This window comes from Segatella sinensis, assembly GCF_040095255.1.
Classification (GTDB): Bacteria; Bacteroidota; Bacteroidia; order Bacteroidales; family Bacteroidaceae; genus Prevotella; species Prevotella sinensis.
This window is the reverse complement of the sequence record NZ_JBBNGE010000015.1, coordinates 38041-51440: the sequence shown is the minus strand read 5'-3', so window position 1 is coordinate 51440 and position 13400 is coordinate 38041. Positions and strand designations below refer to the sequence as shown.

At 44.7% G+C, this 13400-nt stretch carries 7 protein-coding genes; all 7 read right to left on the bottom strand.

The features are described from left to right. Positions 1-9: 9 nt before the first annotated feature. Positions 10-2157: a S9 family peptidase gene (locus AAAT87_RS06195; RefSeq protein WP_428848568.1), complete on the bottom strand. Its 2148-nt coding sequence runs from the start codon at positions 2155-2157 to the stop codon at positions 10-12. A 108-nt stretch (positions 2158-2265) separates the two neighbouring features. Further along, positions 2266-3594, bottom strand: a complete 1329-nt coding sequence (locus AAAT87_RS06190) for a M64 family metallopeptidase (RefSeq protein ID WP_349225936.1) — start codon at positions 3592-3594, stop codon at positions 2266-2268. Positions 3595-3648: 54 nt separating this feature from the next. Further along, positions 3649-5421, bottom strand: coding sequence for a proline iminopeptidase (gene pepI, locus AAAT87_RS06185; RefSeq protein WP_349225935.1), 1773 nt, complete (start codon positions 5419-5421; stop codon positions 3649-3651). A 32-nt stretch (positions 5422-5453) separates the two neighbouring features. Further along, positions 5454-6806, bottom strand: a complete 1353-nt coding sequence (locus AAAT87_RS06180) for a DUF6055 domain-containing protein (protein WP_349225934.1) — start codon at positions 6804-6806, stop codon at positions 5454-5456. A 398-nt stretch (positions 6807-7204) separates the two neighbouring features. Further along, entirely contained in the window at positions 7205-8446 is a 1242-nt protein-coding gene (locus AAAT87_RS06175) for a glycoside hydrolase family 27 protein (RefSeq protein WP_428848567.1), read from the bottom strand. 167 nt (positions 8447-8613) lie between these two features. Continuing rightward, positions 8614-10230 carry a RagB/SusD family nutrient uptake outer membrane protein gene (locus AAAT87_RS06170; protein ID WP_349225933.1) on the bottom strand — a complete coding sequence of 539 codons (1617 nt, stop codon included), beginning with the start codon at positions 10228-10230 and terminating at the stop codon, positions 8614-8616. 18 nt (positions 10231-10248) lie between these two features. Then, positions 10249-13299, bottom strand: a complete 3051-nt coding sequence (locus AAAT87_RS06165) for a SusC/RagA family TonB-linked outer membrane protein (RefSeq protein WP_349225932.1) — start codon at positions 13297-13299, stop codon at positions 10249-10251. Positions 13300-13400: the final 101 nt, after the last annotated feature.

The following is a 13400-nucleotide window of genomic DNA, read 5'->3' as shown; positions in this document are numbered from 1 at the left end:
CTATCATCTTTATTTGCTGTTTACCTGATTCCATTTCGGCGGATTCACGCCCAGCAGATTCTTCACAAAGAAGTCGTAGCGTTTGTGCTCGCCATAGAGTTCGCCCATGGTATGATGGGCTCCCGGAATCACCACGAGTTCGAAATCCTTGTTCGCCTTCTGCAGGGCATTCACCACCTGATAGGTGCTCGATGGATCTACGTTGTCATCTATCTCGCCTACCACCAGCATCAGAGGGCGCTCCAGCTTGTGGGCATTCTCCACGTTGCTGCACTCCACGTAACTGGAATCAACCGGCCAGCTCATCCATTGCTCGTTCCACCAGATTTTATCCATCCGGTTGTCATGACAGCCGCAGGCACTATAGGCAGCCTTGTAGAAATCGCCATGCAGCAATACGGCGGTAGTACTCTCCTGTCCGCCTGCCGAACAGCCATAGATAGCCACATTATCAGCATCCATATAAGGATACTTCTTGGCTGCAGCCTTGATCCAGAGCTCACGGTCTGGGAATCCGGCATCCTTCAGGTTCTTGTAGCAAACCTCCTCAAACTTCTTGCCGCGATAGGAAGTTCCCATCGCATCGAGCTGGACTACGATGAAACCGAGTTCGGCAAGCGAAGTGGTGTACCAGTTGTATGGCATGAAACTCTTAGGAGTATAGGCATCGCCCGGACCCGAATAGATGTATTCGATAACCGGATATTTCTTGTTCGGATCGAAATTAGTAGGACGCTGGATGATGCCCCACATATCGGTCTTGCCATCACGCCCCTTAGCCACAAACACCTCAGGAGCTACCCATCCGTGCTTCTTCAAAGTAGCAATATCAGCCGTCTCCAGGGTCTTGACGAGCTTGCCCGTCTGCGCATCTCTGAGCACGGTAACAGGAGCGGCATCCACATTAGAATAGGTATCCAGGAGATAACGGTAATCATAGGTATATTGGGCACTATGATTGCCCTCTTCAGGAGTGAGCGCCACCATATTCTTGCCGTCGATACCTATTTTATAATAATGTACCAGATATGGGTCCTCATTCCTGTTCACACCACTAGCCGAGAAATAGATTTCTCCCTTCTCTTCATCTACACGCTGGATGCCACGAACAAACCATTCGCCCTTGGTAATCTGTCGGATAACCTTCGACTTCTGCACATCGTAGAGATAGAGATGATTCCAGTTGTCGCGCTCGCTCATCCAGAGCAGCTGCTTGCCATCCTTGATAAACTGACGCCACAGACGACCATAGTTCACGAAAGTATTGGCACGCTCCTCTACCACGGTACGCAGCTTGCCGGTTTCGGCATTCATCGCCAGCATCTGATAGAGATGATGACCACGCTGGTTGTACTCCATTGTCACCTCCTTGCTGTCAGGTGTCCATTGCATCCACTCCAGTTCATACTGGTTTTCTATCTGATGCTTGTCAGCCTCCACCTTCTTTCCGGTAGCCACATCGATGATGACCGGATAGTGCTGTGGCAGAGCATCGCCCGGCTTGGCATACTCCTGCTTGTGGAGAATAGGCTGCAGCTGGTCGGCAGGCGAAGATTCTACGTAGTAGGCATAGCGTTTCTCTACCGGAACACGCTTGCATACGAAGATGTGCTTGCCGTCTGGGCTCCATTGGATGCGGTTGCTGTAATAACATCCGATGGTACCATCCTGAGTAAGGATTCGCTTGGCTTCGGTATAAGGTTTTCCTGCCTCATGAACCACCACGTTGTAACCTTCGATGTAGGCTTCCATCTTGCCGTCGGGCGAAAGTACCGGATAAGCCTCCTTCTCCTCATCTACCTCCATCCAATGGCGCTCGTGGTGTCTGCCAAACTGAGGCTTGTAGGCAGGACGAGGCTTGATGCCCAGCGCCTTCTCCATCGCTTCCTGCGAATCATAAGTCTTCATCTCATCCTTGTCGGCATCATAGGAAACGAACTTCCTGCCCTGAGGAGTAGAAATCTGATAATGCAGTACGTGGGTGGAATCGCACCAAGCCGATGATCGTGCCCAATGGAACACGGAGTCGGCAGAGAACTGATGACGAAGAGCATAAGCTCTGTTGTAATCTTCTAATGTGCCCTGGGCTGAAGCTGTAGCTGCCGGCATCGCCAGAGCTGCACTCAACAGCGAAAGACCTAAAATCTGATTCTTCATTATGTTTAAAATTTTACTTGTTGATTTCTTTATCGTATATGGGAAGTTAGAGAAGTTAAGGGAAACTTCTTTAACTTCTATCAATTCCCATCGCTTACAAAACTTGAATTATTTCCCAGTATAGAAATCGGTGATGCGTCGGATGGCACGCTGGCAAACCGGACAGAAATCATCCACTTCGTTGATTCGCATACGGCAGACCTGTGCCGGGCGGTAACATCCCTTGCTCTGGTTGCCCGCCCCCTCGAACACACCTATCTTGAAGACGGCTTCATTGAGTTTCTTCTGCTCCTTCTCGTTTCTGATATTCTTATGATCCGGAAGTTTGGCAAGCGGCGTAGGAATCTTCACGCCCTTCGGCATCATATCCGCCCACTTGCTCTGGAAATCCTTCAGCGTGGTGAGGTTCGGCTCCCAAGGCTCGGTATCACTAGGATACATCGGGTCGTACTCATCGGTACTGTACTCATCGCCCAAGCCCGCATAGCCATGACCGAACTCATGTACCAGTACCTTCTTGAACGTAGGATGATCAGAGGTAGAAAGCGTAACCTGGTTGTAGATGCCGCCGCCACCATACGTAGGAGAATTCACCAATACGATGATCTGCTCGAAAGGCACATTGCTCAAGGCATCATAGATGCGATGAATCTTGCTCGTAGTGAGATAACGGTTCGAATAGAAAGTATCGTAATGAGAGCAAGCCATCGTGTTCTTCCATTTCCCTTCGTGTGGAATACTTGGTCCCTCATCGAGCGATGGAGCCGCAACAGCCACCACGTTGAATCTCGACTTGAGCGAAGCGAAAGGTTCGCGCTCGAAGATGGCATCGGCAGCCCGCTGCGCATCCTGATAGAACTTATCCATCTGGTCCTGGCGATAACCCTCGGCGATGATGGCGAGGTCCACACAGTCGGCAGCCTCTCCGCTCTTCACGATGTAGCGGTAAGGGATGCCATTCTCGCCCAATGGTCGGATGAGGATATCCTGAGGATTGATGGTATGGCGCAGTTCTGCGGTCACCTTCTGATGCGTATCGCTCAGGGTGATGCTTACATCCACCGGCTTCTTCGGGAAAGGCACGAGGAAACTGCTCTCGAATGATTTCTGCAGATGCTTCGCCTCCTGTGTGAGCTGCCACTCCTGGAAGAGTGTAGAGAAGGTGTTTACATAAAGCACCTTGTTGGTGCCATGCTCATACACGGTCACCTGTCCGTTTCCGTTCAGGAATTTCTCATCCAGTCTTGTCTTTCTTCCCGCCCAGGTAGGGTTGCTGTAAGCTTGTTCGAAATAGATAGCCTGGTTCACGCTATCGCCCGCCACGATGTAATCCAGTCGCAGCGTCTTGTTTTCAAAGTTATCTTCAAACTTCTGTGCCTGCATCGGCATCGCCATCATCAGGGCGAGGGATGCAGTCAATAATCCTTTATTCTTCATGTTATATTTTTACAAAATTCCATTATAAAAAGAGATGCGCCATTACGTAAGCCTTTACAAATGTGTCATCAACCATTCTGCCAAAACCTTGCAGTAATGATCATGGTCTTCTACGAAAGGCATGTGGCGGCTTCCCACGAAGAGTTCCCATTTACTGTTAGGCAAAGCATCATGCATGGCCTTGGCGATGGCAGGAGTACAAAGATCTTCACTACCACTAATTACCAAGGTAGGGATGTCGATGCTCTTCATCTTCTCCAAATACTCAAAATCCTTTAAGTCGCCAGTAGCATTTAGCTCATTAGGTCCCCAACCATAAATATACGACAAGGTACCAGCCTTTTTCTCTCTTCTCAGGCATTCAGGCGAGTCGGCAGTAACAGGTGCAGCACAATGTTGCTCCATATAGTGAGCAATTGCACTTTTGTATGCCTTACTGTCAAAATCCCCCGTAGCCTCAGCCTTGGCTATGGCCTTTTGCTCTTTTTCCGGTAAGTATTTTACCAAGCGATGTTGCTCCTTTACCCACATCGAAGCCGATGGATTGGTACTGGAGAGAATGAGTGAGCGAATCCCATCGGGATGACGTTCATAGACGTACGCCAAAGCCAACATACCTCCCCACGACTGTCCCAAGAGATGTATTTGGTCAAGATGTAAGTATTTACGGAGCGCATCTAGCTCATCCACCCACGTCTCAGTCTTCCAAAGTTCCGGATGACCTTCTACATACGATTTTCCACAGCCCAACTGGTCGTACATAATGACCTGATGACCAGTCTCGGCAATTTGATCCAGCACCTCGAAATAGTTGTGGGTACTGCCTGGTCCACCATGCAGCAAGATGATAGGTGCCTTACCTTCCTGGCGTTCGCCCACAATTCGATAATAAACCTGATGTCCTCGGAAAGGCATGTATCCCTCCTCTACTTTCTGCTTTTGCCTGGTGAATGCAAAGTTCTTGGCACGCAACAAGTCTGTATAATCGCAAGTATAAATGTTTTGCTTCTTGTGCTTGCTTATCTGTAATTGAGTAGCAGGGAAATACTGTGCCAACAGATGATACATATCAGGATCCATCGCCAGCAATTCCTCACGGGTGTTAATCCAGTTATGCTTGCCGTCAGCACGTTGTACCTCAGCATTTACATTAAACCAGTCTTGTACAGCCTCTGCAAAATATTCCATCCCATTGTCCAATCGATAAGTATTGGCATAAATGCCACGAGCTTTCGCCTTGGCAAGAAGCGAGTCTAGCTTTTCATTGATGGTAGGATCCACCTGATAGATACCTATCAAATGAATGGAATGCGCAAACTCATGGATGAGGATATCCTCGGCATGATACTTATCTATTTGGTAAGCAAGGATGTTCTCTTCCGCACAGGTTGTGACAGGTACTTCCATCGTACCTTCCATTCCTCGAGCCCGCACATCCATATTCACCGTAGTGTCATTGATCATGAAATGATGTTCTGGGATGTCGGTCTCGCCCTCATATCTAGCCATAATAGCCACACGAGTTCCATGCTTTTTCATCGCTTCCAACACCTCTGGTTTTAACATACTCGTCATAGCATAGAGTGTATGATGCGCAGCCACTATACATGAGTCTGGCACTCGCCATGACGTTACGATCGGAATGCCATTCACATCCACGTATTTCTTATAAAATTTATCTAAATGCATAGATTTGGGTGGTGCCGTTATCTTGCATTCCGGGATGCGTAGCTCTGCATCCCCCGCATACTCTTTGAGTTGTTGCGCCTGCATCGGCAACGCCATCATCAAGGCGAGTGATGCCGATAATAAAGTCTTATTCTTCATTTTTTTTATTTCATTCTCTTTAATAATGATATTTACTTCACCCTTACCTCATAAGGGAATCGGCGGGAAGAAGGATCAAGCGAATGATTCGCAGGAGCACCCATCACCACGAGATAGAGCGCCTTGAGAGGCTGGGACTTTGGAGTCACAAGCGAAACCTTTCCATTCATCGCTTCGCCCATCGGGCTGTAGATGCATTCATCGGTATCGGCAGTTACTCCCACCAAACCATAACGGTAACCGATGGTTCGTGCCATCTTGTCCTTGGATGCCTTGAACACCTTACCATCGGCATCGAGGGCTCTGAAATCTACAGTAACCTTCTTGCTAGCTTTCGGGATTTCCAACTTGATGGCATTGAAACCATAGTTCTCAGGAACCGAAGCTGTATCCGGACGGAGATAACCATTCTTCTGCTTCAGCATCCTGGTATCAAAGGTGCAGGCATAAGGACGGGTCTCCTTACGGGCATAACCGAAATCGAAGTTCACGAGATGACGGTAGCAGTCGAACATCTCATCATTAAACTGCTTCTGACTCATCTTATACTTCCGCTTGTAGGTAACAACCGGGTCCTCTCCTACTTTTCCCTCACGATAGAGCTGTGCGATGCTTTCCAATCCATGCTTCTCTGCCCACCATTCTATCACGTATGGCGAATGATAGATGTTGTCCAGATGCAGATAACCCTTATGGGTAAGCTGTCTGAAGGCATCGAAATGATACTTCTCATCTGTTATCCAGTCGGGATTCACTCTCCAGAGCATCCATTGGGATGTCATCTCGAAGAAGCCGCTTCCTCCCCAGGCTTCGCCCGTTTTGTCTGCCATAATCTGAAGCTGGAAACTGTGTCCCAACTCATGAGCCAGACAATTGAGTTTTTGATCTTGAATACGATTAGGTGTTACCCAGAGCGCTCCGATAAAGTCATCGTAAGTTCCGCCATAAGCTGTTCCTTCCAGCGAATAGTTCACCATCACCATCATCTTATACTTATCGCAGATGCTGCCCGGCAGAGAAAACTTCAGGGTATCACGGAAGAAACGGTAGAATCGTTCTACCTGAGTCTGCAGATTACCCAAGTCGAATTTCATCGGCTTACCTTCGAGCGAAGGAGGATTCTGCGGATTGTCCCCGAATGGCTTTTCCCAAAAATACACGATATTCTGGGTCTGTGCACTATGTCGCCAGCACCATCTCTCATCATCCTTGTTGAAATCATAGGGTTTCAGGGAATCCGGTACGAAGATGAGTTTCTGTGGTGCAGAAACAGGATTTACGGGTCTGGTGGCAGGAGCCTCAGATGGATCCTGCTGTGCCATGGCTGCAGTAGCCCAAGGCAAGGTTGCCGCTGTGAGTATCAGCGATAAGAAGATTCGTTTCATTTCGGTTATGATTTTTGCGTTATATTTATATTTCGGCACAAAAGTACAGATAATCTCGCAAATACGGTCGCAATATCGTCTAAAATGATACAAATATCGTATTCCAGTACCATTTTGATGTATAATACGATGAGAAAAGATGTATAAAAAGAGGATCTTCCCCATTTTATCTATGTAAACAATATTCTTAAGAAAGTAAATCTGGCAAAAACACCCGAAAAATGGGGAAAGAAGAGATTGAGAATTTTTCCTTAAGGGTTTTTATTTTTTTCCTTAAGGGAAAATAGTTTTTTCCTTAAGGGAAATGATTTCTTCTCTTAAGATTTTTTCCAGGCACGCTTAAACTGTAAAGTAAAAATGGCAACCGGAACCCCAGTTGCCACTTTTTTACTTTCTAACTATTTAGCTTTCTTCGAAAGTCTCACCATCAATACACTATGAGCAGGGATTGTTGCCTTGGTATTCTGAGCTGTAGTACCAATGTCTTTATGTTTCCAAAGGTCTCTGATTACATATTCATTGGCATGAATGTTCACCTCGTTGGCAAAATAGATGGTCTGGGCTTTCCAGTTGTAGTCCAGTTTCCAAGGGAAATCGGTACGGTTCAGAAAGCAGACAGCCAGTTCTCCGTTGCTCAGAGGCTTTGCCCAGATTTCCTTCTCTCCCATATCCATGAATCGGCGTCCCTGCTCGCCCATAGGGTCCTGGTCAACGGCAATCACTTCCTTGTTGGTCAGTATCTCATGGGTATCCTTATCCATCTTGGTCAAGTCGTTGCCCGCCATCAGCGGAGCTGCCAGCATACACCACATAGAGAAATGAGTGATATACTCATCCTTGGTCATGCCACCATTACCCACTTCCAGCATCTCGGCATCATTCCAATGACCCGGTCCGGCATACGGATAAAGATCAGCCATCTTGTCAATGACGTTGAGTACTCCTACGCCACCCCAGTCGAAGAGACATTGGTAGCAATCTCTTATATCGGCAGTAACGCGCCACAGATGTCCGATACCCTTACCCCATTTCCAAGGTTCATGCTCGCCCCATTCGCAAATACTGAGAATCATAGGTCTTCCCGACTCCTTGATGGCATCACTCATCGTAGCATAAGCTGCCTGCGCATTCTGTCCCTCATCAGAGCACCAGTCATACTTCAGAAAATCCACACCCCATTTGGCATACATCAAGGCATCCTGAAACTGATGACCACGGCTGCCAGGGCGACCTTGACAGGTGTAGCTTCCGGCACAGGAATAAAGTCCGAACTTCAAACCCTTACTATGAATATAATCTGCCAGGTATTTCATTCCGTGAGGAAAACGGTCGGGATCTGCCTGAATGAAGCCAAGTGAGTCGCGTTCTACCTGCCAGCAGTCATCAATGACAACATACTGGTATCCCGCATTCTTCATACCCGTCTTCACCATCTTATCTGCCATGTCCATAATCAGCTTCTCGCTGACATTACAACCAAACTTATTCCATGAGTTCCATCCCATAGGAGGAGTTTGAGCCTGCGCCAGATAAGCAGAATCAGAAACTTCCTTTGGCTTTCCAAAGAACATCTGTGCCTGCATCGGCATCGCCATCATCAGGGCGAGCGATGCAGCTAGTAAAGTCTTATTCTTTTTCATTTTAAATATTTGTTTGCTTTTTCTCTAAATTATTGCTTTATTCAGAAGATACAATTTAATTACGAACTGTACAAACTAAAGAAAATGTCCCGTTACATGCCACAAAAGCGAAACATGTAACGGGATTTTTTCTCGAAATATAAAGGCAGATATACCTTTATTTATCATTAACGGTTAGAATCATAACCAGGATTCTGATTCAACTTACCGTTTGTTTCCAACGCTCTCAGCGGAATAGGGAAAATAGCAGTATGCCCATCTTTTACTGCTACATGATTAAACCAATTTTTGGTGCTATAAGTACCAAAACGAATCATCTGTGTACGACGCTGAGCTTCGCAAGCAAACTCAAATCCCCATTCATCATAAAGACCACCTAACAAGACTGGCGTTTGGTCTCCAGGATCATCTATATTATTATCCCAATCAAGAGTACCATACTTTATCCTTGTATCACCTTCCAGATCAGTTACAGTAACAGTTGCTTTGGCTGCATCATCGAAATCACGCTTGCGCAGTTCCGTAACTATTCTAGCAGCCTCTTCCTTATTCTGTCCTAACCTCAACAAACATTCAGCCTTATCAAGCAAGACCTCTGCATAACGAAAAAATGGAAAATCATTACTCCAACCTCCATTAGTAGTCTGAGGATCATTACCATATTTCCATACACGGTAGCCATAATCAACACTTGTATAATTCTGCCCATCCTTAATACATGTCAAAGAAGGAAGATAATTCTTGCAAGTCCAAATCAATTTACCATCTGCCGAACGCTGTTCACCCATCAGCCATGTATCTTCCAAGCGCTTATCACCTTCTTGGTAAGCATTGATAAATTGAGGGTTCGCGCAGCTGCCACCCCAAAAGTAATCAGAAGAATTACCAAAAACCAACTTAGCAGTAGAAGGGAACCACTTATGTTGCATATGGAATCCTTTGAATTTACTATCGTATGGAACAGCAAATATGATCTCTGGACAAGAAGATCCATTATCGTAAGCGAATATTGCCTTATAGCTGGTAGCCAGAGAGAATTTCTTACTCTTGATAATCTGCTCACAACACTCTAGACACTCTTTCCAATATTCTTTTCCGGTATACACCTTACCATTAAGGTATACACGAGCTAAAGCGGTAAGAGCTCCCCATTTGGTAAGACGCCCATAAGTAGCAGCATTAACTTCCTCGCTTAACAGCGGAATAACTTCCTTTAACTCATTTACGACAAATTCGAAAACTTGCTGACGAGTAGCCTGAACAGGCACTTCATCATCAAATTTAGTAACGATTGGCACATTACCATGCGTATCAAGCAACATCATGTACCATACGGCACGAATAGCGCGAAGTTCTGCTATAGTACTTTCTTTCAAATCACCTGTTTGTAATTCATTACTTTCAATCTGACTCAATATTCGGTTGGCATTGTTGATGGCTCCATATGGAGTATCATAAGCATTCTCACACTGCCATTGCTCAGAATTCCATTCATGCTGGTGCATACGACGATAAGTACCGCCATCATCCCAGCCATTTGGACGTGTCGGAGTTATGATAACATCTCCTGATTCCTCCTGTGCATCGAACAAACCCTGCCAGTCCATAATGTAAGTCAGAGGACTATAAGCACTGGCCATCAAAGAGGCTACATCCTGATCGGTGGGAGTAAAAGTAGATTCCGTAACCTCGGAATAAACACTCTCATCTAGGTTGAAACAGCTAGAAAAGCCTAGTAAGGTTAATGCCGAAAAGGCAAGAACACTAATTTTATATCTTTTCATAATCATATCAATTTAATGTTAGAATGTTACGTTAATACCAAAGGTAAAAGAACGTGTTGTTGGATACTTGTCACGATCATCTGTACCCGGTGTTAATCCGGTGATATCTACCTCAGGATCTATACCTTTATAACCCGTAATAGTACAAAGATTCAAACAACTTGCATACAAACGGAGATTCTGAATATATTTTACCTTCTTCATGTTAAAGGTATAACCCAATGTAATATTGTCAATCTTCCAGAAATCTCCATCCTCTACATATTCACTTACATAGCGTTGTGCATCAGCCAATCTAACAGATTTGCCTGTCTTAGAATAACTCTTGTTATCCTCAGAGATAGCTATTGAAGGACGCAGGTCAAATGCACTATTAAGCACATTATACTGAATAGTTGGATTAGCATAGAACATCTCCTGGAAGTTCAAAATCTGGAATCCAAACTGACCACGCATATTGATGCTCATGTCAAAGTTCTTGTAACGGAACGTATTGTTGAAGTTTACAAAGTGCTTTGGCACACCATTACCCAGAACCTGTCGGTCTTCTGTCGTTGCATTCTTTGCCAAGTCGTAATACTTGCCACCAGTCAATTCACCGTTAGCATCACGTTCCAATCGTTCTACAACCCATAAACCTGCTTCATTGACCCCAACAGACTTCAAACCATAGAAATTACCAATAGGATCGCCCACTTTTACACGATGGGTCTCTGTCTGGATTGGCTCTCCGGTATATCCAGTAGTAAACCAATCTGTAGACATCTGGAATTTATCATTACTGATAGACCGAAGTTCATTACTGTTGGTAGAATAAGAGAAGTTGGTGTTCCATTCAAAGTCTTTAGTACGAACAGGAATGGCATTCACCAATATTTCAATACCTTTATTACGGATCTTACCTACGTTAGCCATAATAGTACTATACTGGTATGGAGGAACGGGCACAGAATAATTCCACAATGCATCCTTGGTATCACGCTGATACAAATCGATAGCTCCACTCAAACGACCACCGAAAAGTTCGAAATCAAGTCCAAGATTATACTCATACTTTTTTTCCCAACGGAGATCAGGGTTAGCATTACGGGTTGGAGTCAAGATTTTTACCCACTCATTGTTATAGAGGAAATAACCATCATAGCCCAAAGAAGCCAATGATTTGTATGGATCATTGATATCAATACCTGTAATACCGAAACCCGCACGAATCTTCAGATTATCAATCCAGGTATATTTCTTCATGAATTTCTCATTATTGAGACGCCATCCTGCAGAAACTCCCGGGAAATTTCCCCACTTATGATCAGCACCAAACTTAGAACTACCCTCATGACGAATAGAGGCCATCAAGAGATAACGGTTGTCATAATTATAAGTAACACGACTGAATACACCAATCAATTTGGTATCATACTTGTAAGATTCAATGGTGGCAGTTCCATCTTGCAAGCCCTTACCTGATTCCATTTTGTTATAGCTATAGCTATCTGTTGGGAAATTTCGATTAGTAGCCCTATAATTTTCCGTACGATTATCCTCATAACTATAACCTACAATCGCCTCAAAACTATGTTTCTTTATCTTCTTATGAAAATTGGCCGTAAGTTCTACATTATTATAGATATAGTCTTCAGTATATCGAGATGCAAATCCATTGTAACCACTTTCTGTTGTAGTTGGATGTTTCTTAGTTTGATAGTAACCATTCAACACACTCTGTCCTTTACGGGTTACCGAACCTTTAAAAGACAACTCCTCAATAGGACGATAAATCATAGAGCCTGTAAAACGAATGTTTCTACGACGAGACATACCATTAGTTTCCTGCTGCAGAGATACCGGATTATCATAGAAATAAACAGGGCGCTCTACATAGGTACCATTCTCATCGTAAATAGGCTGTGTTGGGTTTTGGATACAAGCATTACGATAAGCAGAACCAACATTGTAACCATATGGAGATTTGCTCTCATAAGCCATAACTGCAATATTCGTAGTTAACTTGTCATCAAACATACGATGAGTCAAATCTAAACGAGCACGAATATTCTTACGATCAGTTTTCTTCATCGTTCCTTCACGCTCAGAATATCCCAAAGATGCCACATAGCTACTATTCCTGTTTCCACCACGATAAGTAAGATTGTGATTATGAGAAACAGCAGTACGACTCACTTCATCAAGCCAATCTGTTGAAGCACCATAATCCTGATCATTTGCTCCGGAAGGTGCATAAAGAGCATTACCGTTTTCGTCTTTTTCAGACCAACGATAACGAAGTTCATCTGCGCTTAAGAAATCTGGCTTTTTTGCCATTTTAGATATAGAGAGATAGCCATTATACTCTATCGTAGTTGGCATCTCGCGATTTCCTGCCTTGGTTGTTATGATAATTACACCATTTGTACCACGGGTTCCATAGATAGCTGTAGCTGAGCCATCCTTCAAGACATCAATTGATTCGATTTCCTCCGGGGCCACAGTAGAAAAACTACCAGGAACACCATCCACCAAGATTAAAGGAGCACTAGATCCCATCAAGGAAGAATTTCCACGAAGCATAACTGTTGTATTGCTTGTTGGGTCACCAGAAGGCAAAGAAATCTGCAAACCTGCCACCTTTCCCTGTACTAACTGACCGGCATCAAGCACAGAACCCTTATTAAAAGCATCTGCCTTCACACTAGCAACGGCACTAGTAACATCTGCTTTTTTCTGAGTTCCATAACCAATTACGACAACTTCATTCAAGTCACGAAGATCTTCTTGCAAAACTATATTTGATTTCTGACTTGCAAGGAAACTTTGGGCACGATAGCCAATATAAGTGACTTCGATGGTAGCTCCACGCTTAACGCTGAGACTATACTTACCATCGATATCTGTAACAGTACCATTCTTGGTACCTTTCTCCATAACAGTAGCACCGATAATCGGTTCTCCATTGGTATCCTTCACTACGCCCTTTACGGTAATTCCGTTCTGCTGAACATTTTCTACCTTTGGGCTTGATAAGGTCTCACTTGCTGCTAGAGTAGGTAATGCTCCTCCACATGCAAGGACCAAACACGCGATGGCTTTTACATAAGCTTGGCTATGTACAAAGCCTGAAATATTTTGTGTCTGTCTCATATTCTATTCATGCTAGGTTTATTTTAAATTTCGAT

Coding starts and splice junctions, on each gene's coding strand:
- AAAT87_RS06190 (WP_349225936.1), bottom strand. CDS start 3,594: ATGAAGAATAAAGGATTATTGACTGCATCCCTCGCCCTGATGATGGCG.
- AAAT87_RS06175 (WP_428848567.1), bottom strand. CDS start 8,446: ATGAAAAAGAATAAGACTTTACTAGCTGCATCGCTCGCCCTGATGATG.
- AAAT87_RS06195 (WP_428848568.1), bottom strand. CDS start 2,157: ATGAAGAATCAGATTTTAGGTCTTTCGCTGTTGAGTGCAGCTCTGGCG.
- AAAT87_RS06170 (WP_349225933.1), bottom strand. CDS start 10,230: ATGAAAAGATATAAAATTAGTGTTCTTGCCTTTTCGGCATTAACCTTA.
- pepI (WP_349225935.1), bottom strand. CDS start 5,421: ATGAAGAATAAGACTTTATTATCGGCATCACTCGCCTTGATGATGGCG.
- AAAT87_RS06180 (WP_349225934.1), bottom strand. CDS start 6,806: ATGAAACGAATCTTCTTATCGCTGATACTCACAGCGGCAACCTTGCCT.